This window comes from Peribacillus sp. NPDC094092 (assembly GCF_050279365.1).
Classification (GTDB): domain Bacteria; phylum Bacillota; class Bacilli; order Bacillales; family DSM-1321; genus Peribacillus.
On record NZ_JBNNUC010000003.1, the window covers coordinates 1 to 25644 of the forward strand.

At 42.3% G+C, this 25644-nt stretch carries 22 protein-coding genes, 1 tRNA gene, 1 rRNA gene and 1 riboswitch; of the genes, 10 read left to right on the plus strand and 14 right to left on the minus strand.

Annotated features, from left to right (window positions below; genetic code table 11):
* Positions 1 to 170 (minus strand): 16S ribosomal RNA (locus ACQKNS_RS15635); the annotation flags it as partial.
* A 434-nt stretch (positions 171 to 604) separates the two neighbouring features.
* Between ACQKNS_RS15635 and ACQKNS_RS15640 the strand changes: the two genes are divergently transcribed.
* The gene (locus ACQKNS_RS15640; protein WP_427644250.1) at positions 605 to 790 is read left to right on the plus strand and encodes a hypothetical protein; all 186 of its coding nucleotides are present in this window, start codon (positions 605 to 607) and stop codon (positions 788 to 790) included.
* 32 nt (positions 791 to 822) lie between these two features.
* On the opposite strand, the gene ACQKNS_RS15645 is transcribed toward ACQKNS_RS15640, so the two are convergent.
* Complete coding sequence (locus ACQKNS_RS15645; protein WP_427644252.1) at positions 823 to 1722, minus strand: DMT family transporter; 900 nt, start codon at positions 1720 to 1722, stop codon at positions 823 to 825.
* A 150-nt stretch (positions 1723 to 1872) separates the two neighbouring features.
* Between ACQKNS_RS15645 and ACQKNS_RS15650 the strand changes: the two genes are divergently transcribed.
* From ACQKNS_RS15650 to ACQKNS_RS15660, 3 genes are all read left to right on the plus strand, one after another.
* Positions 1873 to 2580, plus strand: coding sequence for an MgtC/SapB family protein (locus tag ACQKNS_RS15650; protein WP_427644254.1), 708 nt, complete (start codon positions 1873 to 1875; stop codon positions 2578 to 2580).
* Positions 2581 to 3049: 469 nt separating this feature from the next.
* Positions 3050 to 4417: a beta-propeller fold lactonase family protein gene (locus ACQKNS_RS15655; RefSeq protein ID WP_427644255.1), complete on the plus strand. Its 1368-nt coding sequence runs from the start codon at positions 3050 to 3052 to the stop codon at positions 4415 to 4417.
* Between the two features lie 293 nt (positions 4418 to 4710).
* Positions 4711 to 4783, plus strand: a tRNA-Ala gene (locus ACQKNS_RS15660).
* Positions 4784 to 5278: 495 nt separating this feature from the next.
* Here the strand turns inward: ACQKNS_RS15660 and ACQKNS_RS15665 are convergent.
* The 4 genes from ACQKNS_RS15665 to ACQKNS_RS15680 form a co-directional block, all read right to left on the minus strand.
* The gene (locus ACQKNS_RS15665; protein ID WP_427644742.1) at positions 5279 to 6262 is read right to left on the minus strand and encodes a tRNA dihydrouridine synthase; all 984 of its coding nucleotides are present in this window, start codon (positions 6260 to 6262) and stop codon (positions 5279 to 5281) included.
* Positions 6263 to 6986: 724 nt separating this feature from the next.
* Entirely contained in the window at positions 6987 to 8198 is a 1212-nt protein-coding gene (locus ACQKNS_RS15670; protein ID WP_427644257.1) for a PLP-dependent aminotransferase family protein, read from the minus strand.
* 305 nt (positions 8199 to 8503) lie between these two features.
* Positions 8504 to 8875, minus strand: a complete 372-nt coding sequence (locus ACQKNS_RS15675) for an MmcQ/YjbR family DNA-binding protein (protein ID WP_427644259.1) — start codon at positions 8873 to 8875, stop codon at positions 8504 to 8506.
* A gap of 24 nt (positions 8876 to 8899) precedes the next feature.
* Complete coding sequence (locus tag ACQKNS_RS15680) at positions 8900 to 9295, minus strand: VOC family protein (protein WP_427644260.1); 396 nt, start codon at positions 9293 to 9295, stop codon at positions 8900 to 8902.
* A 288-nt stretch (positions 9296 to 9583) separates the two neighbouring features.
* Here ACQKNS_RS15680 and ACQKNS_RS15685 point away from each other — a divergent pair, with 288 nt between their 5' ends.
* Positions 9584 to 9814 carry a helix-turn-helix transcriptional regulator gene (locus ACQKNS_RS15685; protein WP_427644262.1) on the plus strand — a complete coding sequence of 77 codons (231 nt, stop codon included), beginning with the start codon at positions 9584 to 9586 and terminating at the stop codon, positions 9812 to 9814.
* Positions 9815 to 9830: 16 nt separating this feature from the next.
* On the opposite strand, the gene ACQKNS_RS15690 is transcribed toward ACQKNS_RS15685, so the two are convergent.
* Positions 9831 to 10031, minus strand: a complete 201-nt coding sequence (locus ACQKNS_RS15690; RefSeq protein WP_427644264.1) for a hypothetical protein — start codon at positions 10029 to 10031, stop codon at positions 9831 to 9833.
* Between the two features lie 282 nt (positions 10032 to 10313).
* Complete coding sequence (locus ACQKNS_RS15695; protein ID WP_427644266.1) at positions 10314 to 10481, minus strand: hypothetical protein; 168 nt, start codon at positions 10479 to 10481, stop codon at positions 10314 to 10316.
* 392 nt (positions 10482 to 10873) lie between these two features.
* On the opposite strand from ACQKNS_RS15695, the gene ACQKNS_RS15700 reads away from it, so the two are divergent.
* The 4 genes from ACQKNS_RS15700 to ACQKNS_RS15715 all read left to right on the plus strand — a co-directional run bounded on the left by ACQKNS_RS15700 (position 10874) and on the right by ACQKNS_RS15715 (position 16363).
* Positions 10874 to 11791, plus strand: coding sequence for a proline dehydrogenase family protein (locus ACQKNS_RS15700; protein ID WP_427644267.1), 918 nt, complete (start codon positions 10874 to 10876; stop codon positions 11789 to 11791).
* A gap of 59 nt (positions 11792 to 11850) precedes the next feature.
* On the plus strand, positions 11851 to 13392 hold the full coding sequence (gene pruA / locus ACQKNS_RS15705; protein ID WP_427644269.1) for an L-glutamate gamma-semialdehyde dehydrogenase: 1542 nt from the start codon (positions 11851 to 11853) through the stop codon (positions 13390 to 13392).
* A 149-nt stretch (positions 13393 to 13541) separates the two neighbouring features.
* Positions 13542 to 15008, plus strand: coding sequence for a sodium/proline symporter PutP (gene putP, locus ACQKNS_RS15710; protein WP_427644271.1), 1467 nt, complete (start codon positions 13542 to 13544; stop codon positions 15006 to 15008).
* A 134-nt stretch (positions 15009 to 15142) separates the two neighbouring features.
* Positions 15143 to 16363 (plus strand): PucR family transcriptional regulator, encoded by a 1221-nt coding sequence (locus tag ACQKNS_RS15715; protein ID WP_427644273.1) that lies wholly within the window; start codon positions 15143 to 15145, stop codon positions 16361 to 16363.
* A 289-nt stretch (positions 16364 to 16652) separates the two neighbouring features.
* Here ACQKNS_RS15715 and ACQKNS_RS15720 read toward each other — a convergent pair whose 3' ends face one another.
* The 6 genes from ACQKNS_RS15720 to ACQKNS_RS15745 all read right to left on the minus strand — a co-directional run bounded on the left by ACQKNS_RS15720 (position 16653) and on the right by ACQKNS_RS15745 (position 23930).
* Entirely contained in the window at positions 16653 to 18107 is a 1455-nt protein-coding gene (locus ACQKNS_RS15720; protein WP_427644275.1) for an alanine/glycine:cation symporter family protein, read from the minus strand.
* A 201-nt stretch (positions 18108 to 18308) separates the two neighbouring features.
* Positions 18309 to 19961, minus strand: a complete 1653-nt coding sequence (locus tag ACQKNS_RS15725; RefSeq protein WP_427644276.1) for a glycerol-3-phosphate dehydrogenase/oxidase — start codon at positions 19959 to 19961, stop codon at positions 18309 to 18311.
* Positions 19962 to 20268: 307 nt separating this feature from the next.
* The gene (gene glpK / locus ACQKNS_RS15730; RefSeq protein ID WP_427644278.1) at positions 20269 to 21759 is read right to left on the minus strand and encodes a glycerol kinase GlpK; all 1491 of its coding nucleotides are present in this window, start codon (positions 21757 to 21759) and stop codon (positions 20269 to 20271) included.
* Positions 21760 to 21779: 20 nt separating this feature from the next.
* Complete coding sequence (locus ACQKNS_RS15735) at positions 21780 to 22604, minus strand: MIP/aquaporin family protein (protein ID WP_427644280.1); 825 nt, start codon at positions 22602 to 22604, stop codon at positions 21780 to 21782.
* A 227-nt stretch (positions 22605 to 22831) separates the two neighbouring features.
* Entirely contained in the window at positions 22832 to 23374 is a 543-nt protein-coding gene (locus ACQKNS_RS15740) for a glycerol-3-phosphate responsive antiterminator (protein WP_427644282.1), read from the minus strand.
* A gap of 127 nt (positions 23375 to 23501) precedes the next feature.
* Positions 23502 to 23930 (minus strand): hypothetical protein, encoded by a 429-nt coding sequence (locus ACQKNS_RS15745; protein WP_427644284.1) that lies wholly within the window; start codon positions 23928 to 23930, stop codon positions 23502 to 23504.
* 166 nt (positions 23931 to 24096) lie between these two features.
* Positions 24097 to 24198, plus strand: a riboswitch (SAM riboswitch).
* A 310-nt stretch (positions 24199 to 24508) separates the two neighbouring features.
* Between ACQKNS_RS15745 and ACQKNS_RS15750 the strand changes: the two genes are divergently transcribed.
* Entirely contained in the window at positions 24509 to 25612 is a 1104-nt protein-coding gene (locus tag ACQKNS_RS15750; protein WP_427644286.1) for a 5-methyltetrahydropteroyltriglutamate--homocysteine S-methyltransferase, read from the plus strand.
* Positions 25613 to 25644: the final 32 nt, after the last annotated feature.

Here is a 25644-nt window from a genome sequence, read left to right on the forward strand (position 1 = left end):
ATTAGCTCCGGTTTCCCGAAGTTATCCCAGTCTTATAGGCAGGTTGCCCACGTGTTACTCACCCGTCCGCCGCTAATCTCAGGGAGCAAGCTCCCGTCGATTCGCTCGACTTGCATGTATTAGGCACGCCGCCAGCGTTCGTCCTGAGCCAGGATCAAACTCTCCGAAGAAATGTTTGACTTGCTCATTTGCTTTTTTTAGATAGTGTGTGCTCACTTAAAATTAACGTTGGCGCTTTGTTTTGTTCAGTTTTCAAAGAGCAATTTGTTGTCGTTCCTCTCAGAAGCGACCTCTATAATGTAACACATTCTGTCACGTTTCGTCAACAACTTTTTTAAAATATTTTTTCAAGTTGTTCGTTGTTTAAGTTGTTGTCTTAGCGACAAGAAATAATATACCATGTACTAAAAATGTTTGCAATACGTTTTTTAAAACTTTTTCAAAAAAAATATTTCCCCCTATAACCTTCTATATATTCTTTACATCAACATCACACCCTTCCCCTATTTCCGGGTCAAACTCATGGATTATGAATAAACGAAGCATATTTCCAATGAAACACAAATAGTCATATATAGATATCTTTTTTCCATGAGGTGAAGCAATGAATCTCGCATTAATCGGATTACTCATTTCTTACATTATGGCCCTTTACTTATTCAGCGCTGCTTTTTATGAAGCCATCAAGTTCAGCAGAGAAAAAGGCAAGGTGAATGGTACGACGTTTTTATTCAGCTTTACTTTTGCTTTGATTTTCACACGGATCACCTATTTGTTTCACCCCTATTAAATAAAAGCAGTAAGTCGGGAGACTTACTGCTTTTATACGGAAACTTGCGCTTCTTTATTTACCTTGCTTTTCTTTTCATCCTTTAAGAACATCATCAGACCACCCAATATGATGCTACCTCCAAGGACCTGCGTCCAGAGTATCGGTTCATCTAATATGAAGTAAGCCAGAATTGTCGCTCCCACCGGTTCTAGTAGAATCCCCATCGAAATCGTCGAAGTGCTTAACCACTTTAGTGACCAATTGAACAAAGAATGCCCCAATAAAGTCGGGAAAATGGCAAGCAAAACGAAATAGATCCAATCGGAAGCAGGATAAGGCGCCAATGCCTCTCCTTTGAAAATCACATAGAAAAACAATGCGACAGTACTGATTGCATACACGACAAAGGTATATGTTATCGAAGAGATGCGTTTTCGGACATTTTGGCCAAACAGTAAATAACCGGTTACAAGCGCACATGCGATAAGCGAAAGAATATCTCCCCAAAGCGCCATACCGCTGATTCTCAAATCTCCCCAGCTAATGACAAGGCTGCCTGCTATCGCAATGATGCCGCTCAATATCGCCTTCATTGAAAATCTTTCTTTAAAAAACAGGTAGGCTCCGGCAAAAGCGAATAAAGGCTGGAGTGTGACAAGCACAGTTGAACTCGCGACCGATGTGTAATTAAGCGATTCAAACCATAAAATAAAATGAAAAGCCAAAAACACGCCTGCCGCGATCGAATACAACCAATCCTTTTTTTTAATTAATTTAAGTTCATGACGGTATTTCACCAAGAAAACCGGCAACATAAGAAGGACAGTAAATAATAAACGGTAAAAGGCGATAACACCGGATGGAGCGGTTGCCAATTTAACAAGGATGGCCGAAAACGATACGGATGCCACACCGATCGCTAATGCTGCATAAGGATTCACTTTTGGCATTTGACTTCAATTCCTCCTTTCAACGGAATTACGTTTCATCGAATTCTATTCTACTATGTTAAAATTATTAGGGTAGTCTTTTTTAGAAAACGGGTATATGGCAACAGACGATCTTATTATTCGATAATCATTCGGAAGTGGTGAAAAAAGATGGAATGGACATTCGACCCTCAATCGGAACTGCAAATCCTTTTCAAATTGGGGATTTCAGCTCTCCTTGGACTAATTATCGGACTAGAGCGAGAAATGAAACGAAAACCCGTTGGATTAAAAACAAGCCTGGTCATTTCAATAGTCAGCTGTTTATTAACGATCGTTTCCATGGAATCCGCTTATAAGTTCCCGGGGAGCGACGATGTAAATATCACAATGGACCCCTTGCGTCTAGCGGCTCAGATCGTTTCCGGCGTCGGCTTTATCGGTGCAGGCGTCATTCTCCGGCGGGACAACAACAGCATATCCGGTTTAACGACAGCCGCCATCATCTGGGGAGCGGCGGGAATCGGAATCGCCGTTGGAGCAGGATTTTTTCTCGAAGCAATTGCCGGCGTCATCCTATTGATCATAAGTGTCGAATTGGTGCCCGCAATCGTCACCTGGCTCGGACCGATGAAGTTACGGCAAAAGGAAATCTTTCTGCAGCTGGTCGTGCAAAATAAAGATGACATTGCCGTCGTACTGAAAAAAATCAAAGACGAAAAAATATTCATCAAAAACCTCAGAATCAAGGATGTGGCAAATGACAACCACCTTTTGACACTTAAAGTTCTGGTCGATCATAAAGTCAGAACATCGGAAGTGTATTACACCGTCTCCAACCTTAATGAGATTAAGAGAGTAGAAATTGAAAATGCATGATAAAGATAAAAGGGGTGCGGAATTAAACATTCCGCACCCCTTTTAAATTCCCACAATATTAAGTGATCGAGCCCCTACGAGTCAGCACGTTAGACTATTTTTGACCCAATGGACATTATCTTCAATTAATGGCCAAGCCTTTTCTGAATAAACCAAATAAACCAATTGAAACTTCCCAATCCCCAGGTTTTATCTATCCCGACACCTAACATGCATACACGGACAGGTCAGTGAGAAAGTCCAATATTGCGTTACTTCACTTTCGCCTGACCCATTTTTTTAGTGGTCCGCTATACATATATTTTAAATTTCACAAAACATTCAAACCGATATCCCCCTCTATACGTTTATATATAGTGAAAGGACGAACTCCGGCTAGATTAAACTTTCAAAGGAAGGTGGGCAGGACAACTCAAGATATTGATAGGGATTTAAACAGTTATCAAATAATAATTTTCCGAGGTGAGTAATGTTTAAAAAAGTAAAGGTAATAAGTATATGGATTCTCCCCTTACTATTTGTTGTTTTTATACCAAATGTAATCGGTGCTTCTTCTGCTAAAGGTGAAAGCCCTGTTTTAGGGACAGGCTTTGACACCCACATCACCAACAATTCCCTTGCCGTAAGTCCGGATGAGCAAATAGCGATTGTCTCAGATAGCCGTGAACACTCCATCCTGGTCTATGATCTTACCAAAGGCATATTGCGCAAAAAGATTGACGGCTTCGGTTCACCGAGAAACATCGTGTTTATTGATGGCGGGTCAGAATTTGTCGTCTCAGACAGTACGCTCGGCACACTCCGTTTTTACAGCATTAAAAATTTCACCTTGAAAGATGAAGTTGTCGTTGGCCCAGGTGCATTCGGGACTGCTGTCAGTCCGGATGGAAAGACAATGTATGTAAATAATCAAGCACACAATTCCGTCACGGTCGTCGATTTGGAAAAACGAAAACCGATTGACGTCATTACTGGTTTCGCCCAACCAAGGCAAGGCATCAAAGTCTCTTCAGACGGAAAGTATATCTTTGTCACGAACTTTCAAGGAGATAAAGTGTCCATCGTTGATGCCGCCACTAAAAAAATCATTCGTGAAATATCAGGATTCTCCAGTATTCGCGGAATCTCGATTACCGCGGCTGGAGGAACATTATATGCCGCAAATAGCGGACGCAACAGCATTTCCGCAGTTGATACGGCAGACGGTAATATTAAAGGTGAAATCAAAGTGGGACGTGAGCCATATGGCGCTGCTCTATCCCCTGATGATAAACTCCTCTTCGCAAGCAACAAAGCTGATAATACGATTGACGTGATCAATGTCGCTGATCGCCGCGTAGTTAAAACAATTGGGGGTTTCAAAGAACCAAGGCAAGCCATTGTCTTTAGCCATGATGGGGATCAGGCTTATGTATTGAATCGGGATCTGTCCATTGCTCTTGTTGATGTTAAAACATACACCATCACGGATATAATTCAGGACAAGCCAAAAAAATACAAGCTTAAAACACTTGAATCTGACGAAGTGGGGAAATATGTGGCAGATCAAGATGGAATGACACTTTATTACTTCACAAAGGACGATTCTAGTGTCAGTAATTGCAGGGGCCAATGTATGGAGATTTGGCCACCATTCCATGAAGATAATATCATCTCGAATAAAGGATTCGACAAAAAAGACTTTAGAACGATCATAAGAGATGACGGACAAAAACAGACAACCTATAAAGGGCATCCGCTTTATTACTATGTAAAAGATACACAGGCAGGTGATATGAATGGACAAGGCGTCAATAATGCCTGGTATGTATTGAAAAAAAGGATTTTTGAGGAATAAACGCAAGAACAAGTGATCAGGAATCCAGTAAAGTCGCACAAAGAACACGTTGATATATTTGAACAGATGAATAAAGATCAAAAACAATTTATATAGTGGTAATGATTTTGCCTTTAAAAATCGCTGGCTGCAGCTTGAATGTTGTGCGGCAGGTCTCCGATCGTATAAACAAATAAACTGTAGGTAACCGTTTGACTGCCCTCAAACGGTTTTTTTATTATTTTTGCAAAAATCTCATATTTTATATTGACTTTTCTCCAAAATCCGATAAAATAATTATTGTACCTCAATTCGGGGCATTAGCTCAGCTGGGAGAGCGCTACGCTGGCAGCGTAGAGGTCAGCGGTTCGATCCCGCTATGCTCCATATCCGAAAACCCTTGCGTAGCAAGGGTTTTTTCTTTTTATCTCATCCTCCCCTTTAACGTTTGTCTTATATTAATTAATCCTTCCATTAACAACACCTTTCCAGCGTAACCCGAGTATTTCCCTTTGTCATATTCCCGTATTTCATGCCAGGAGAAAGATAATATAGCCATGGTCCTCTTTCGCCACCTTAAGAAACCGATTTACTTCATCTTCTTTCCATACCGTCATTTCTTCATTATTAACTTTTGCCCGTTAGATCGCATGTAATTGACCACACAAAGGGTGTTGGTGATTTTACAAAAAACTTTAAGACAAAATTTCAGCTGTGTTTTTCACTTGTATGAACGAGCATATAAAAAGAAAATTGGCAGGAATGAGTTCGGTTCAATACCGTCTTCACACCCGCCAATTAACTGCTTAGCATAAACTTTAGCTTTTTCGGGACACACCAGTTTAACGTCCTACTTCGCTAATACCTTCAAAGGGGTCACTTTTACTGTTCGCCCATTCCATCAAAATTCTTTGACACAAAGTTATCAAGCAATGCACGCACTTGATCTGTTGACTCTGTGCTCATTAATTGATTCCTTAACTCACTCGCCCCTCGGAACCCACGGACATATATCTTAAAAAAGCGATGAAGAGCCTTGAACGAACGTAGCTCTAATTTTGAATATTTATCATGGAGATCCAGATGCAACCTTAAGAGATCAAGCAACTCCTTACTACTGTGATCTTTCGGCTCCTTTTCAAACGCAAATGGATTATTGAAAATACCACGCCCAATCATAACTCCATCTATGCCGTATTGATGAGCGAGCTTTAGGCCAGTTTGACGGTCAGGGATATCCCCATTGATCGTCAAGAGTGTATCCGGCGCCACCTGGTCACGAAGTTTCTTAATCTCCGGGATCAGTTCCCAATGAGCATCCACTTTGCTCATTTCCTTTCTTGTACGCAGATGGATGGAAAGATTAACAATGTCTTGTTTAAATATGTGTGTTAGCCAGTCGCGCCATTCGTCAACATCTGTGAAACCAAGCCTTGTCTTTACGCTTACAGGCAATCCCCCTGCTTTTGCTGCTTGTATTAAATCTGCCGCAACTTCCGGACGACGGATAAGGCCGCTTCCCTTCCCATTCTGTGTCACATTTGGTACGGGACAGCCCATATTGATATCCACACCCCGATAACCCAGTTTCGCCATACCAATACTCATTTGCCTAAAGTGTTCAGGCTTGTCCCCCCATATATGGGCTACAATTGGTTGTTCATCCTCCGTAAAAGTCAAACGTCCACGCACACTTTGTTTCCCTTCTGGGTGACAATAACTCTCCGTGTTTGTAAACTCTGTAAAAAACACATCAGGTCTGGCTGCTTCACTCACTACATGGCGAAAAACAACATCCGTCACATCTTCCATTGGTGCCAGTATAAAAAAAGGTCGTGGTAAATCACGCCAAAAATTTTCTTTCATGTTCAAATCCAAATCCTCTCATTATGGGATACCAGGCCAACCCTTATCCCAAAATTAAAAAGCAAAATGTCCCTGCTTCTTTTACACTTATACCATGCTTAATCACTTTTTATCAAACTGATCGGAAATGTTTATTTTCACGAAATCGGATTTATTTTAACTTCGATCTCTGTACAAAATATCTTCTGCTAAAATCCACCCCATCAGCCAGCATTCCACTGTTCAAGATCAAATGAAGGGAAGAACACTGGATTGACAAGGGTTTAACAATAAAAAGACCCCGAAATCGCAAAAATACTTTTTAACGAAATCAGGGTTGAACTGGCAAATGTTTATTTAACTAGCAGGAGCATTTTTTAATTAGGTCCAATTACGTCACGACATCAACATGCGTTGAATGCAAAAGCCATGCACTACTGTTACTCATTCAACAATTACTCTAATAGAAAAGTTCCCTTCGGCATACCATCACATTCTCAAAACCTCATTGTTTCCTACACTGTAGAAAACTATCACCGTTCATTTCAAACCTTGCAAAAACCTAAAAAACCCTGATATAAAGCCATTCCTGGACACTTTAGGACATTGTACCGACCACGCTGGCAGCTTAGAGGTCAGCGGTTCGATCCCGCTATGCTCCACCTACCTCCTTAACGGAAGCAGGCGCATTCAAATTCACTAAGAAAAGCTTCGATATAGCTTGGACCCTAGACCATTGCAATAATTACAATCCTTGAGGACTATCAATGAAAAAAGAAGTGATAAGCTGTCCTAGTCTTCGAATTCCCTCATTTATTTCTTTCTCATCGGCATAACTGAACGAGAGCCGGAGAAACTCGGTCCCATCGTTTGGATCCAAGAAAAAGTACTTGCCCGGAACATATGAAACACCCTCAGCCAGTGCCTGTGATAATAGATGCGACGTATCGGCACCTGGAACTCTCATCCATACAAAGTAACCGCCATCTGGTACATACCAGGAAACGGATTCTGGAAGAAATTGTTCCATCGCACGGATTAACGCAGTACATTTAGACCGATACACATCTTTTAGAAGGTCGAGCCGTTTCTCAAAATCGGTGTTTTCTAAGTATACAGCCATTGTACTTTGAGCAAATGGATGGTCTAAATCTTTTTTAAACCACTCTAATGCCTTGATGAATTCACCTTCTCCTGCTATCCATCCAATCCTCATTCCTGGTGCAACAACCTTGGATAAAGACCCAACTTGGAGGACTCGTCCGCATTTATCCAACGATTTTATCGGCACCGGATTTTTATCGAAGGCTAATTCCCCATATGCATCATCCTCTATAATGAGGAAATCAAACTCGATGGAAAGCTCCACTAACTGCTCCCGACGCTCCTTTGTCATAGTCGTCCCTGTTGGATTTTGAAAGGTTGGGATTGTATATAGAAAACGCGGGAGGGTTAGACCTGTACGTTTCCTTTCTTCCAGCATTTCTTTTAATCGGAACGTTTGGAGTCCTTGTTCATCTATAGGTACACTAATGATCTGCTTCGTATAGTTTTGAAAAATTTCTAAAGCCTCCATATAGGTGGGAGACTCCACTACCACGACAGCTTTTTCATCAAGGAGGATGCGGGCAATAAGATCAATCCCCTGGCAAGCTCCTGATGTAATCAAAAGCTGATCTTCCAACATGCAAACTCCACGCTCTTCCAATCTTTTCTGGATTTGATGCTTTAGTCTTGCAATTCTTGGACTTCCGATATAATGGAGCGGCAAATCCTTCTCCTCCTCAAGAAGTCTGGCTACAGCTACCTTGATTTCCTCAGCAGGAACGAGAACAGGATCAGGATAGCCTGAACTTAAGCGAATGCAACCATCTGGCAGGTTTGGCATCCACGCACCGGGCGGATCATTCTTAAGTGCCGCTTTAATGTTTTCAGAAAAAAAAGATTCAACATTCACTTCAACCATACACCTTTCCGTCAATCATACCTGATTGATTCCCGCGATTTTTGAAGATGGCTGCTTATTTCAAAATACACACAGACAGTCATCTATCTTTTGTCAAAACTGAAATTACCTTAAAACTTTTCTTCCGGGCCGCTTTATATTTCGGAAATTCAGGGGTCTCTTTACACAGAACTCTCTTGACGCTACAAAAGAATAAGAGCTTTTTACTTTAAAAAAGATGAGGCCGTTTTTTTGTCTGTCAGTAAAACTGATAAAAGAACCTAAAAAATAAAGAAAGGCAGATCGTCCGCCTTTCTTCACTTTTTATGCAACTCATTCCATACCTTAACCAAACGCTTCGGTGCCGCACGTAAATAGGCTTCTTTCATTAGGTGGGTCAATTCATCCCAGTCTCCCCTATCCGGATTTTGAATAGAAACCCAACCGTGATGACCTATATATGGGGTTTTGAAAAAATTCTCTTTTTGCAGCAATAATTCTTGAGTTTCTCGATCTGACTTGAACGACAAGCTGAATCCTTTCTCGCTTTCACCTGAAATCACAAAGGATTTTCCATTGATTTTAAAAGTATTGTGACCGAAACCGTCAATATGTTCAACAGCTTCGGGCAATGCAAGACAGATATTACGTGCCATTTCAAGCATGGCTGCCGTGTCTTGTAATTCCATGTTTTCATTCACCTATCATCAATTCTATTTTGCGTTCACATCGGGTTGATGAATTCCGAATACATTGCCTTCGGTATCGATATAGTAGCCTTGCCAAGCCATACCAGGAAGGGCATATTTGGGCATTGCAACCTTGCCGCCATTCTCAATGATTTTGGCTTCCGTTACATCGTAATTTTCCACGCCCATTGTACAAGCAAATGCATTTAATGCTTGGTTTGCATCCGGCGGAGCACTTTGACGCTGCATCAGAGCACCATCGATTCCATGTTCTTTCTCATCGCCAGTCACCGCTCCAAAGTAAGGCATGCCTGCATACTCACTCCAATCTTGAAATGACCATCCAAATACCTCTCCATAAAACTTCTTTGCCCGTTCCATGTCATTCACATGGATTTCGAAATGAACTAACCTTCCCATGATTCCCTCCTAATTATCATATGAATTAACCATTCACTTACCTTATCCAGTGTGTGTTCGCTTACAAATACCCATTTTAACATTATAATGGAAATGGAAATAAATTCAAAGAACTTAGAGCTTCATCATACAATCTGCCATAACCTTTTAGAAAGATTACAGGAACCGCTTTTTTAAAATTGTTTGTTACGGATCACCGTTTGTTTACCAAATTTTTGCGAAACTATGTGTATATTATTGTGAAAGTTGGACTAGACTGCTAGTAAAGAATTCTAGGAGGTTATCAAAATGTTTAGATTCGGTAAGAGAAAGCTGCGGAGCAAGGTCGGTAAATTAATCGATAAGCACGGATATACACAAGAGGAGTTTGTAAGTGCGTCAGGAATTTCACGTAATACGATAAGCAGAGTTTGCAGCGACCCCAAGTATGTGCCGTCAGCCGGGGTTTTAAAGAAAATCATGAAGGCGGTTCGAAATATTGATGCTGGTGCAAAGGCGGATGACTACTTTGATTTGTAAACAAAAGGGCCCTAGCCTAATGGCCGGGGCTAAATGTATTTGTCCAATTCTTGTTCATCCTCTCCTTATCCATGCCCCATAAACCATGCTTTCCTTTCGCTGGAATAAAGTCATCCAGCAGCTGCATGTCCTTAATTCCCCAAGCGAACCCTCCCACTTTGAAGGCACTTCCAACATTTCCGTGTCCGTTATTCTCCATCACCTTCAATCGATTCACCTTGCATAGACCCATGCTATAGCATTTCGAATGGTACCCGTTGATTATCCATGCTTATCCAGCTACAACTGGATTGCCCTAATTTGTTCTCCATGACTCGCCCAAGGCTGGGTCATGGATCAAAACCTTCCATCCAACTTCCTTCGAATTTAAAAAACCCCCACTTCCATTAGGAGCGGGGGTTTTCCGATGTTATGTATTTCTTGCGGTTCTTTTGTCCCTTTTAGACAAACCCTGCAGGGATTGTCTAAAAGGGACAAAAGGTTATATATTCCGCTTAAGCTATTTTCGACTAACCATTTTCTTTATGAACTGAACCACAGGTGACACAATCGATTCATGTACATTCGTAAGGGCATATCCGATCAGGCCCATTATTACCAGGGCCAAGATTAATCCTATTACCAATCCTGAGGTTTCTCTAAGTTCTTCAAGTACAGCATCCATCATTCCTTATCCTCCCCGGCTTGCCGATGCGACTTAATTTTCCGGTTTTACACCCATTTTTACTATTGTCATATATCGTTTTTTCTTGGACCTTGCCCATTCTGTTAAATAAGGTTCATTATAACGCATTGGATGATTATGGTCGAGCTCCCACTTTTAAACGTATTTTTTGATGTCACTTTACTAACAAAGCCTTTAGCTCTAGCGTTTCTCTTTAAGTAAAAATATAAACCTTCGTTTCATTCGAATATACAAGAAACAATGTAAACCTTTTCATTTGTCCAAAACCGACAAACAAAAGACGGAATTATTGTTTTTTTAGAACATTGAGAATATTGTCGAAAAAACGTAAGCTTAATTTATTGAAATACATCTTCTTAGGGGGTGCGCTTTAAATGGAAGCCATTACAAGGGACTTTTTCTTATTTCTATCTAAAAATAATCTGCTTAATAATATTGCTAAAAAAAGCGGGGGAAATTTTGCTGCTGGTAAGATCATTGGGGGAACTGATTTCCAAAGTTCCATTAAATTCATTAAACAACTTAACAATAACGGCTTGTCGGTTACAGTAGACCATCTTGGGGAATTCGTTGATTCTAAGGAAGTGACTCTGGAGCGGACGGCAGAATGCATCGAAACCATCGAAATGATCAGCAGGGAAAAACTTGATTCACAGGTTTCTCTGAAAATGACTTCTCTGGGACTTGATATCGATCATAAACTCGTGATTGAGAATATGACGAAAATTCTTGATACAGCCGAAAAACATAAAGTCATGGTCACGATCGATATGGAAGACGAAGTCCGCTGTCAGGCAACTATCGATATCTTTAGACAGTTCAAAGAAAAATACAGCTGCATAAGTACTGTTCTACAAGCATATCTATTCCGCACAGAGAAAGATTTGGAGGAGCTTGGCCAATATAAGCCATTCCTGCGTCTCGTAAAGGGTGCCTACAAGGAATCTGCCGAGGTGGCTTTTCCCGAAAAGAATGATGTAGACGAAAACTATAAAAAGTTGATTAAGCAAAGTCTTCTTAACGGAAATTATACGGCCATTGCCTCACATGATGACAAAATCATCGAATATACAAAAGAGCTGGCCAAGAAGTTCGACATCCCGAATACACAATTCGAATTTCAAATGCTTTATGGCATGAGAAACAAAACTCAATACGAATTGGTCAAGCAAGGTTACAAAATGCGCGTCTATGTACCATATGGTCTGGATTGGTATGGATACTTCATGAGAAGGCTTGCAGAAAGGCCATCCAATATTGCCTTTGCTTTCAAAGGGATGGTCAGAAGCTAAATATACATTCAACATTATTAATGGCTACACAAAAAATCTATTAAAAGGTGTGATTATCAATGATTTCATATAAACACGAACCATTTGTTGATTTTACAAACGAGGAAAACAAAAAAGCATATCAGGAAGCACTTCAAACTGTTGAAGGCTACTTAGGGCAAGACTACCCTCTTTATATCGGGGCAGAGAAAGTGACTACTGATGAGAAAATCGTTTCATATAACCCTGCAGATAAGCAAGAGGTCATCGGCCGAGTATCGAAAGCGAACAGGGATCTTGCTGAAAAAGCCATGCAGGAAGCTGTTACCGCTTTTGAAAGCTGGAAAAAAGTGAAACCGGAAATCCGTGCTGACGTTTTGTTCAAAGCAGCTGCCATCATTCGCAGACGCAAGCATGAGTTCTCTGCGTTATTGACGAAAGAAGCGGGTAAACCTTGGAATGAGGCTGATGCGGATACAGCGGAAGCGATCGATTTCCTTGAATTCTATGCCCGCCAAATGCTGACGCTTAAAGATGGTGTTCCTGTTCAAAGCCGTCCGGGAGAATTCAACCGTTATGATTACATTCCATTAGGGGTAGGCATCATCATTTCTCCTTGGAACTTCCCATTTGCGATCATGGCAGGTACAGCTGTTGCCGCTATCGTCACTGGTAACACAATCCTGTTGAAACCAGCTTCGACTACTCCTATCGTTGCTGCGAAATTCGTTGAAGTGATGCTTGAAGCCGGCCTTCCAGCAGGTGTATTGAATTTCGTTCCAGGTAGCGGAGCCGAGGTGGGCGACTACCTGGTAGATCATCCTAAAACACGTTTCATTTCCTTCACAGGTTCACGTGATGTAGGTCTGCGCATTTACAAACGTGCTTCAGAAGTGAACGAAGGCCAAATTTGGCTGAAGCGTGTCATTGCTGAAATGGGCGGAAAAGATACAATCGTCGTCGACAAAGAGGCAGATCTTGAATTGGCCGCTCAATCGATCGTGAAATCTGCATTTGGCTTCTCAGGACAAAAATGTTCTGCTTGCTCCCGTGCTGTCATCGTAGAAGATGTATACGATCAAGTTTTAGATCGCGCTGTTGAATTAACAAAACAACTAACAGTTGGCAATCCTGTAGAAAATCATTTCATGGGACCAGTTATCGATCAAGCTGCTTTTGACAAAATCATGAGCTATATTGAAATCGGGAAACAAGAAGGACGCGTTCTGACTGGAGGAGAAGGAGATAGCTCTAAAGGCTACTTCGTTCAACCGACAATCGTTGCTGATGTCGATCCGCAAGCACGCTTGATGCAAGAAGAAATTTTCGGACCAGTCGTTGCCTTCACAAAAGCAAAGGACTTTAACGAAGCTCTTGAGATCGCCAATAATACGGAATATGGTTTGACTGGGGCTGTCATTACGACAAATCGCCTAAACATGGAAAAAGCACGCGAAGAATTCCATGTAGGGAACTTGTATTTCAACCGCGGCTGTACCGGTGCAATCGTAGGTTATCAGCCATTCGGCGGGTTCAACATGTCAGGAACTGATTCCAAGGCAGGCGGACCGGACTACTTGCAGCTTCATATGCAAGCCAAAACAACATCCGAAACATTTTGATATTGAAGAAGATATGAAACCCCTATGGTTTTCGTATCTTCCATTCTGGATACGGAAACCAAAATGAGGTTAAATGGAGGAAGTGACAAATAGGTTGCTTCCTCTTTTATAACAAAAAATTATAAATTTCAACCTGAAGGGAGTCTTTTATGGATTACGCATTAATAATTTCGATCAGCATTTACATGACTGGCATGCTTTTCATTGGTTACTTCGCTTACAAAAGAACTTCCAATTTAAATGATTATATGCTGGGCGACCGGGGCCTTGGTCCTGCCGTCACTGCATTAAGCGCCGGTGCTGCCGATATGAGCGGCTGGCTTTTGATGGGGATGCCCGGTGCCATGTTCGCAACAGGACTAAGTTCCATCTGGATCGTAATCGGTCTGACGCTTGGTGCCTATGCGAACTGGCTGTATGTTGCACCAAGATTGAGAACCTATACGGAAGTCGCCAATAACTCCATTACGATCCCCGCTTTCCTGGAAAACCGTTTTGGCGAAGGCTCACGGATCTTAAGGCTCATTTCAGCTTTGGTCATCCTGATATTCTTCACCTTTTACGTTTCTTCCGGAATGGTATCAGGCGGAGTCTTATTCCAAAGTACATTTGGCCTGGATTACCATACAGGTTTATGGATCTTGACAGGTGTCGTCGTCGCCTATACTTTATTCGGCGGATTCCTGGCAGTAAGCTGGACAGACTTTGTTCAAGGAATCATCATGTTCGTTGCCTTGATCCTTGTTCCGATCGTCACGCTTTTCCATGTTGGCGGTTTCGGTCCTTCAATCGACACGCCACGTTCCATTGATCCAGCTCTATTGAATATTTTCACAGGGACAAGCTTATTAGGCATCATCTCATTGTTTGCATGGGGACTCGGTTACTTTGGACAGCCTCATATCATTGTCCGCTTTATGGCGATCAGTTCTGTTAAGGAAATCAAGAAAGCCCGTAATATCGGGATGGGCTGGATGATTTTCTCCAGTATTGGTGCGATGCTGACTGGATTCATCGGAATTACGTATTATCACCAAAACGGACTCAAGTTAGCTGACCCTGAAACAATTTTCATAGAGTTAGGGGAAATACTATTCCACCCCCTTATCACTGGTTTCTTGATTTCCGCAATTCTGGCGGCAATCATGAGCACGATTTCTTCGCAACTTTTGGTTACTGCTAGCTCTTTAACGGAGGATATATACAAAACCTTCTTCCGTCGTACCGCTTCAGATAAAGAACTTGTCTTCCTTGGCAGGCTTTCCGTACTGATCATTTCGATCATTGCGCTAATCCTATCTTGGAAGCAGAATGACACGATTCTTGGACTTGTCGGGTATGCTTGGGCTGGATTCGGTTCTTCATTCGGTCCATTGGTCATACTAAGCCTTTGCTGGAAACGCATGACAAAGTGGGGGGCATTAGCAGGGATGGTCGTTGGTGCTGCTACTGTCATCATCTGGTCCATGGCCGGATTATCCGATACGCTTTATGAAATGATTCCTGGTTTTGGCGCAAGTTTGATTGCCATCATTGTGGTCAGTCTTCTTACAGCGAAACCATCAAAAGAAGTAGAAGCGAAATTCGAAGAATTCGAAAAAACTTTAAAACAATAAAAATCCCCCTAAAAGGAACGGTATTTCTTCATATACCGTTCCTTCTTTGTTCTTGCCCCCTATACACATCATGACTTTATAAGTATTATTATACTAAGTTGTCATACACTTCAAAAAACTACAGGGGGCCATATATGTCATTAGAAAAGATCCTGACTCTCACAAACATCAACGATATAACGGATATGGTCAGCACTTATTTAAAAAAACCAGTCGTCATCGAAAATGAACAATTTTTATTGCTGGCATATAGTTCATATTATATCGAACACTTCGACCAAGCCAATCGTCAAACCATCTTCACAAAGCATTGGCCGATCCCAATTCTGGAAAAGTTCATGGATGAGGGCATTGTCGAACAGCTTAAAACCGTGGAGCATCCATTCAGGGTGAAACAAATCAAGGAAATCGGGTTAAATCAAAGAGTCGTCGTGAGCGCCGTTCACAAAGGGCAGGTCTTCGGATTCATTTGGGTCCAAGAAACGGAAATGATGACTGATTCCGATTTGGAATTTTTACATGAAGTTTCCCATCATATCGGCAAGCTCCTCTATCAGAAAAAACAGATAAACATGAAAAAAGATGAAGAAAAAAATGAGTTCTATCAAAAGGTCATTGACGAAGTCTATCAAACGGAAAATCAAATAAAATGGGAAGCCGCCAATATGAGTCTTCTCATTCCGGAAACTTTCCTTGTCAATGTCTTCACCATCGCTCAATCCGATGCGGAACATTTCGATGAATTAGCGGATACAGTCAGTCTATTCGCCAATGCATTGAATCATTTTACACATGTATTCACAAACCAATTGAAGATCATCGTCTTGATTGGCAGCAACGGAAAAGGGAAGGACCTGCTTACCGATAGCGCCAATGATTTAACGAACACCGTTCTTTCCCAATTCAATGACAAAAAGGTATTCCCAGGAATCGGAAATGAGTACTCTTCGATTCTTCAATTAAGAAAATCCTACCTCGAAGCGCTGGAAGTGATCAACGCAGCCAAGTTCATCGGTGAACCTGAACAGCTCCCCTTCCAATATAGCAAGCTTGGGATTTTCCGTTACCTCGAAATGATCTCCAACCATCATACTAAAACGAATTATATCAATACGGATTTAGAGATTCTTCAAAAGAAGGACCAGGAAAGCCAAACCAAACTCCTTCAAACACTGGAAATATATTTGTTGAACAATTGCCGGATCAAGCCGACAGCTGAACAGCTATACATTCATACCAACACATTGAAATATAGATTGAATCAAATAACCGATCTCACCTCGATCGATTTTGATGACTTTCATTCAAGAATGCAACTATACATCGATTTACAGCTTATAAAGCAGAGATTATAAAGAGCGTCCCGATTTTTGAGTTCAGGAGAATCAACAAGCTAAGGAGAGAGGAACCTCGGCTAGGTCTGCCGTATTCCTCTCTCCTTATACTTGTTTCGTTCATTATTTCTAAAGGGTGATCACGAATTTACCGGACCCATCTTATACGGAAACTTTATGCGTCCCGGTAAGAACGAAATCCCTCACAGGTGTTTCCAACCCACAAAACTATAAAAAACCAGCTCTCCAATACCTTGAGCTGGTTTTTTATGTATTTTCCTATTTTAAATTAATGTAAGGGCATTTTCCTTCAGGAAACGTTTTCTTTGTTGCCGGTGTATTCATGCTCCCAAAAATCGGCATTTTTTATACCTAAAGCTTTCGGATTGAAAACCGGATCGACTCCTGCCTTCTTTTGCTTTTCGTAATCCTTTAACGCAATAATCGCCGGTTTAGCCAGAATTAAAATGGCAATGACATTGAGCCACACCATTATGCCCAGGCCAGCGTCCCCTAATGCCCAAGCCAGCTCTGCCGTACGCACGGATCCGTAAAAACTGGCAGCCAGGATGATGATCTTCAAGGCGAACATGGCCCATTTACCATTCCGGTTGCGCATTAGATAGGCGATATTGGTTTCGGCAATATAATAGTAGGCCATGATTGTCGTAAAGGCGAAGAAGAAAAGAGCTATTGCAACAAAGCCAGCACCAAAACCCGGGATTACACTATCGATTGCCGCTTGTGTATACCCTGGACCAGGTGTTACATCGCCCAAATTATTGACGATATATGAACCATTCTCCGCTTGTGTATTATACATGCCTGTAAATAAAATCATGAAGGCCGTAGCGGAACAAACGAACAATGTGTCGATATAAACCGAGAATGCCTGGACAAGACCCTGCTTTGCCGGATGTGATACTTCAGCTGCAGCCGCCGGATGAGCGCCTGTCCCTTGGCCTGCCTCATTCGAATAAACGCCGCGTTTCACTCCCCAGGCAATCGCCATGCCAATGATTCCCCCAAATGCAGAATCCAACCCGAAGGCACTTCTGAATATCAAAGAGATGATTCCCGGTAATTCAGTTATATTCAATAGAACGATGACAACAGATAGCAATATATAGCCTAGAGCCATGAAAGGCACGATCAAGGTTGCAGCATTAGCTATCCGTTTTACACCGCCGAATATAATGAAGCCCAGTAAAAGGACGATTGCCACCCCAGTGATCACCGGGTTGATCCCGAATGCATTTTCCACTCCGGCAGCAATCGAATTGGACTGAACACCAGGCATAAGGATGGCCATGGCAATAAGTGCTGCAAATGCAAAAAGTACAGCAAACCACTTCCACCCAATCCCTTTTTCAATATAGTAAGCGGGGCCTCCCCGATATTGTCCATCTTGTTTGACTTTATAAATTTGAGCTAAAGTGGATTCAATAAAAGCACTTGCCGCTCCTATGAAGGCGATGGCCCACATCCAGAAAACGGCACCGGGACCGCCAAAGGCGATAGCCGTGGCCACTCCTGCAATGTTACCTGTACCGACCCGCCCTGAAAGTGCTATGGATAAAGCTTGGAATGAGGAAACCCCCGCTTCCGAACTTTTGCCTTGGAACATCAAAACGACCATTTCCTTAATATGCCTCACTTGAAGAAAACGGGTTAAAATCGAAAATAACAAGCCTACTCCCAATAAAATATAAATGACTGGCGCACTCCATAATACTCCATTTAAAGCCGTAACAAACTCTGACAATAAAGCTCCCCCTTTTTTATATTTTGAAAATTCTAATTTATCTAATGATTATATTTCATCTGGATTAATTAAACAATAGTTTTTGCGTTAGGTAACCTCACATAAACATTTTTATTTTCCACTTGCAAATACCCCGATAATCACATCCCGAATACAAAAAAACGCCAGCGATTCCGCCGGCGTCATGTTTTTGCATATAGGTCAAGATTCTCTAATCGCACCCGATATTTCCTGTTCCAATTGATTGGCTCTCTCCATTTTTGTTGAATCCGTCCAGCCAAAATATCCAGCCATATAATCGATCACTGCATGTTTATGCGTTTGGACTAGATCGATATCGAATAATAGCGTACCGGTCCTGCGGAAGAAGAAATCCACTGGAGTTGCGGCCATTTCATGATCTAGTGCGTATTTCAGCTGAACGAACAATTTCTTTGGAAGGCCACTTCTTGATTCTCCGTCTCCTTCGCTTTTTGCGATATCGAATAACACAAGTGCGTTGGACCCGTACATGGCCAATATCTCTTCGGTGTCCTTAACTGCGAGCCCTGAGTCAACTCCCATTTGGATATGTTGCTTGATATAATGGGAGAAGTTGCTTGATCCGCCGACATCCCCTCCGGAAATCGGCATTTCTTTAGTACTGCTGGCTTGGTAAGTTTTATCGGATTGCTGGGCAAGCTTCCCTGCCAAAAGGTCGACCGTCGTTTTTGCCATTTTGCGATACCCGGTCAATTTCCCTCCCGCAATCGTGATAAGGCCTGAATCGGACTCCCAAATTTCATCCTTCCTTGATATCTCAGAAGGATTTTTCCCTTCTTCAAGAATCAGCGGCCTCACTCCAGCCCAGCTTGATTCAATATCATCACCCGTAATGTTCACTTCTGGGAACATATAATGTATCGACTTTAATAAGTAGGCACGGTCTTCGGCAGTAACGGTGGGCACTGCAGGATCACCATCATAAAAAGTATCCGTAGTCCCTACATAAGCCTTACCGGCTCTCGGGATGGCAAAAATCATCCGGCCATCAGGCGTATCAAAATAAAGCGCCTGCTTCAACGGGAATTTCGATTGGTCGATGACCACATGAACACCCTTGGATAGTTTCAGCGTTTTCCCTTTTTTCGATTGGTCCTTTTCACGAATGGAATCCACCCATGGACCTGCTGCATTTATAACTTTGTCTGCGTATATTTCATAGAAATCACCTGAAAGCAAATCGGCAACTTGGACGCCGTTCACCTTGCCATCGCCATATAACAATTTTTCCACTTTTGTATAATTTATCGGTGTTGCACCTTTATCGACAGCCGCCTTCATCACTTCAATCGTCAGACGTGCATCATCTGTCCGGTATTCAACATAGTAGCCTCCGCCCTTCAGTCCCTCTTTCTTCACAAGAGGCTCCCGTTTTAGCGTTTCCTCCGCCGAAAGCATTTTCCTGCGTTCAGCTTTTTTAACCCCCGCTAGGAAATCATATACCCGAAGGCCAATGGAAGTACTGAATTTCCCGAAGGTGCCACCTTTGTGCATCGGTAACAGCATCCATTCCGGCGTGGTAACATGCGGTCCATTTTCATAAACGATTTCCCGCTCTTTACCAACCTCGGCAACCATTTTTATTTCAAATTGCTTCAAATACCGCAATCCGCCATGAACAAGTTTTGTCGAGCGGCTAGAAGTACCTGCTGCAAAGTCCTGCATTTCAACCAAAGCCACTTTCATTCCACGGGTCGTTGCATCCAAGGCAATCCCTGCACCCGTAATTCCCCCGCCAATGACAACCACATCATATTTCTCTTTTTTCAAAAGTTCGATCGTTTCTTCCCGATATATGTTTGAAAACCTCATGCCTGACTCCTCCTTTAAGTATTGCATTCTATTTTTTTCTTGAATTCTATACATTAACTCGTGAGTTCACACGGTTTACTCGTGAGTTCGGTCATTATATTCAATTGGTTCATTCGTTCGCATAATTTATATAGATATTAATATCCTTATCCCTAATCTGCCATTAAAAACAAAAAAAGAGACCATAAATGACATTATCGAATTAACGATAATGCATTCATGGTCTCTCCTGTTCTCCGGCCGAGTTATTAACTTGATTTCATTATAGCATACTCCAGCTCGTTTGAGAAAGAATACGCGTTGTTTTTTATTTAAATGCCATAGCGGCATGTACAGCTTTTTTCCAGCCTTCATATAATTTTTCACTATCTTGCTCTTCCATGGAGTGTTTAAAGGTTTTGTCTACCGCCCATTGCCGGGAGATTTCTTCTTGATCCTTCCAATACCCGACAGCAAGGCCAGCTAGGTATGCAGCACCTAATGCTGTCGTTTCGTTTATGGTCGGCCTCTCGACGGGCACCCGTAATAAGTCGCTTTGGAATTGCATCAGGAAGTCATTCTTGACTGCCCCGCCATCCACTCTTAATGTTTGGAGCTCGATTCCTGAATCCGCCTCCATTGCATCAAGGACATCCTTCGTTTGATATGCCAGTGATTCAAGTGTGGCACGAATGAAATGTTCTTTGGATGTGCCGCGCGTCAAACCAAAAACGGCTCCCCGCACTTCGCTGTCCCAATATGGGGTTCCAAGTCCTACAAAAGCCGGTACCACGTATACTCCATCCGTACTTTCCACCCGTTTTGCATAGGCTTCGCTGTCCTTTGCATCATGAAGCATCCGCAGTCCATCGCGCAGCCATTGGATGGCGGAGCCCGCTACGAATATGCTGCCTTCCAGTGCATATTCGACCTTCCCGTTCAGTCCCCAGGCAAGTGTCGTCAATAGTCCGTGTTCGGAACTGACAGCCTTTGCTCCTGTATTCATGAGCATGAAACAGCCTGTTCCATACGTATTTTTAGCCATTCCTTCATTAAAGCAGGCTTGGCCGAATAATGCGGCCTGCTGATCACCGGCTGCCCCGGCAATCGGAATCGATTGGCCGAAGAAATGATATTCGATCGTACGTGCATATTCTTCAGAGGAAGGCCTCACTTCCGGCAGCATCGACTTTGGTACAGTCAATATCTCGAGCAGTTCTTCATCCCATTTCAGCTCATGGATATTGTACATCAATGTCCGGGATGCATTGGAATAGTCCGTTACATGAGCCTTGCCTCCTGATAGCTTCCAGATCAGCCAAGTGTCGATGGTGCCGAATAACAGCTTGCCTTCATCCGCTTTTTGCCGGGCCCCTTCCACATTATCGAGGATCCATTTCACTTTCGTTCCGGAAAAATAAGCATCTATCAACAATCCAGTTTTATTCCGGAATAGATCATTAAATCCCTTTTCCTTCAAATCCTCACAGATTTCACTTGTTTGCCTGGACTGCCATACAATCGCATTATAGACAGGGGTACCTGTTTCCTTATCCCAAACGACTGCCGTTTCACGCTGATTGGTGATCCCGATCCCGGCAATTTGTTCTGGCTTCACACCGGATTCAGATAATACACCGGCAATGACCGCCAGGATCGATCCCCAAATCTCATTGGCGTTATGCTCGACCCAGCCTGGTTTAGGGAAATGCTGCGTGAATTCCTTTTGGGAGGAATGGACGATTTCCCCCTTTTCGTTAAATAAGATCGCCCGCGAACTCGTTGTACCTTGATCTAATGATAAAATGTATTTCTCCATGTGTATGCCCCTCCTTTTAATTAACTGGCAATATTTCTGCTTTCCAATTCATGTAACTGTTTTTTACCAAATGCATAGGCTAATATCAATAGTACCAGGCTTGCACCCAAAACAGACCAAAATCCCGCTGTTATTTCTCCCATAAAGAATGCTTTATAACAAACGGCACCAAGTGAGCCCCCCATAATCGGCCCAACGACCGGAATCCATGAATACCCCCAATTGGAATGGCCTTTACCCGCTATCGGCAGCAAAAAGTGGGCGATGCGCGGCCCCAGGTCGCGGGCCGGGTTAATCGCGTATCCTGTCGTTCCCCCAAGAGACATCCCGATCACGACAATCAATAACCCGACTGCGAATGGGTTTAGACCCTCTGTAAAGTTATTGGCACCTATAAATAATAAACCAAGAATAAGGATGAAAGTTCCAATCATCTCACTTAATAGATTTGAAAATGTATGCGGGATTGCAGGTGATGTCGCGAACACACCAAGCTTCGCCCCTGGATCATCCGTAGCTTTCCAATGTGGCAAATAGTGCAGGAATACTAGAGTTGCACCAAGGATTGCGCCAATCATTTGGCCCACGATGTAACCGGGCACATCACTCCAAGGAAATTCCCCTATAATGGCAAACCCCACTGTGACTGCCGGGTTTAAATGCGCCCCGCTTATGGAACCCACTGCAAAAACCCCCATGGTAACAGCCAATCCCCACGCAATCGTGATCACGATCCAGCCGGCATCTTTTGCATAGGATCCCTTTAAGGATGAACCAGCCCCAATGCCTGCTCCAAATAAAACCAATATCATCGTACCTAACACTTCTCCCCAAAATGGAGTCATGAATAAAACCCCTCCCCTGATAAATTTGTAAAACTTGCCAACAAATAAAAGGAGACCCACAGCAGAACTATCTTCATAAAATAAATTATGAATAGATCTGTTGTGAATCTCCTAGTCTCCGTCACATATATTAACTTGTACCGTAAAATATACTAGTTTATGAAAACGCTGTCAATATTTTGTGAAAAATTCATCTATTTTTCTGTAATTTTTTTCAATTCCCCCTATTAAACGATATCCCATAAATCAGTTTTGGAAGTGGTGATTGACGACGCACCAGCATCAAGGGCGTTCAGGACTTCATCCGGAGTACGTATGAGGCCGCCTGCAAAAATCGGTGTCTGCAATCGTTCCTTCACTTCTTTTATCATCCATGGCATGGCGCCCGGCAATACTTCAATATAATCCGGCTTGGTTTTCTGCACCAGCTTATAACTTTTCTCAAGCGCATGTGAATCTATTAAAAAGATTCGCTGGATGGCAATGACCCCCTTTTGCTTCGCCTTCAATATAACGCTTGATTTAGTCGAAATCAGCCCATATGGATTATATTCCTGACAAATGAATTCTGTCGCGTACTCATCACTTCTTATGCCATGGATCAAATCGACATGATAAATCATTTTCTTATTATGCTGCTTTGCCATCATACTTACGTTTTTCAATTGTGATATATGCAAATCAAGAAACACACCTATTTCATAGGAACTTTCTAAAAATCTTTCGAAATCCTTCATGCTTGCTGAAGCAGGCAAAATTTTCTGATCCATCATTATCCTCCTCATTTCCAGAAAAACCCAAAACTTCAAGTCATTTAGTATATTTTAAAGAGCTTGATTTATCAAACACATTTTTTTACACCATAGCACGATCATACCTGGGTGTATGTAAACTCGTTCATAAAGTAAGTTTCATTTTCAATGCACCTTCGACGAGTTCATACGATTTAATAGTGCCAACGGGAATTTTTCTCACGATGTTCCAAGCATTAACATTCATTTTGATCGTTCTTTTTTCAAATTCAAAAAATGGCGGTCTGTTAAATATCCTTTGGTTGATAAAATTCCTGTCAATTGGTTCCATTTCCACTAATTCAAATAAAATCGTCCTTCTTTCCACATGAACCGGTTTAAATGTAATCCGGAAGGCTACGTTTTTCTTGAACATCATTTTTTTCACTTCCATCGTTCCGGAAAGCACTATATGCTTTGGCGTAATCTCGACTTTAATATCCTGACCATATGATTTCGTTCTTAAGATTTGCTCTATCATGGCTTCCGTTACCGTTATCGGTAAGCCATTTTTGAATGGACTGAATGTACTCATCCTTGCATTCCCCTCCTGCCGCTCATATGAATCTCCGGTTATAGCATATGCCGGGTTCCCTGATGAAGTAACACAACTCAATAATCGGTATATTCAAAATCTTCCACCTTCAGCCCTTGACCTTTATAAAAACTACCTGTATAGTCATAATTAATTTAATAGACAACTCTTATCCAGAGAGGCGGAGGGACTGGCCCTTTGATGCCTCAGCAACAGACTGATCATGTACTGTGCTAATTCCAGGAGTGTAAAAGCTTGAAGATAAGAAGAGTATATCGCTTTGCTGCCAACACCTCTTCTTATTTTTAAGAAGAGGTTTTTTATTTTTGGCTCTTTTCGTAAAGATTGTTGTTTTTAAAATGAAACGATTTAAGGTTGATTGGAGCGGAAGTGCGAGACTCCTGCGGGAGCAGCGGGGCAGGTGAGACCCCACAGGCGTTTACGCCGAGGAGGCCCACCGCCCGCCCCGCGGAAAGCGAGCATCTGGAGGGGAAATCAACCACACCTCACTACTTGGTAAATAGCAACAAAGTATGCGAAAACATTCTTATTTTTAAAAGGAAAGAAGGGAATGCAACATGTCAATCACTTTAACGAAAGCACCTTTCAGGGCCGATCACGTTGGAAGTTTATTAAGGCCTGAACGTTTACATATTGCCAGAAAGCAATTTAAGGAAGGTACCATTTCAGCAGAGCGGCTTCGTGAAGTTGAAACCGAAGAAATCAATCGGATTGTCGAAAAACAAATTGAAGTTGGATTGGAGGCCGTGACGGATGGTGAGTTCAGACGAACATGGTGGCACTTTGACTTCCTCGAACATTTACATGGCATCGAGGGATATGTGACGGAAAAAGGACTCACATTCGATGGTGTGGAAACAGAGAGATATAACGTTCGCAATACCGGGAAGGTTTCATTCAATCCTGAACATCCCTTCATTCGTGATTTCATTGAATTGAACAAAATCGTGAACGGACGCGCCGTTGCTAAGCAAACCATTCCCAGTCCGAATCAATTATTTGCTGTAGGCATTCATAATGAAGACATCTACCCTGATATTGAAGACTATGCAAATGATATCATCAAAGCGTATCAGCATGCTTTGAAGGCTTTTTATGAAGCAGGTGTGCGTTATCTTCAATTGGATGATGTATATATTGCCAGACTTTCAGCTCCAGATTTCCAATTCAAAGATGGAAAATATTCGAGGGAGCAGTTAATCGATCTTGCACTTCGCGTAATTAATGGAGCATTGGAAGGCAAGCCAGAAGACCTTGTCGTCACTACACACCTATGTCGTGGTAACTACCAGTCGACTTGGGCGTTTGAAGGAAGCTATGCCCGTATCGCCCCAACTTTATTGGCAAAAGAAAAAGTGGATGGATTTTTCTTGGAATATGATGATCAACGCTCAGGGGATTTCAAACCATTGGAATACATTCCAAATGGCGGTGCACGGGTCGTACTGGGTGTCGTCACCTCAAAAAATGGAGAAATCGAAGACAAGGAGGCTGTCAAGGCACGCATTAAAGAAGCCTCGCACTTCGTTCCTCTTGAACAGTTATGCTTAAGCCCGCAATGCGGCTTCGCCTCCACCCATCACGGCAACAAGCTGACCGAAGAACAGCAATGGGAAAAGCTGAAATTCGTCGTTGATATAGCAAAAGAAGTATGGGAATGATCCATTCGAACAACCTAATCGGCATCCAAATA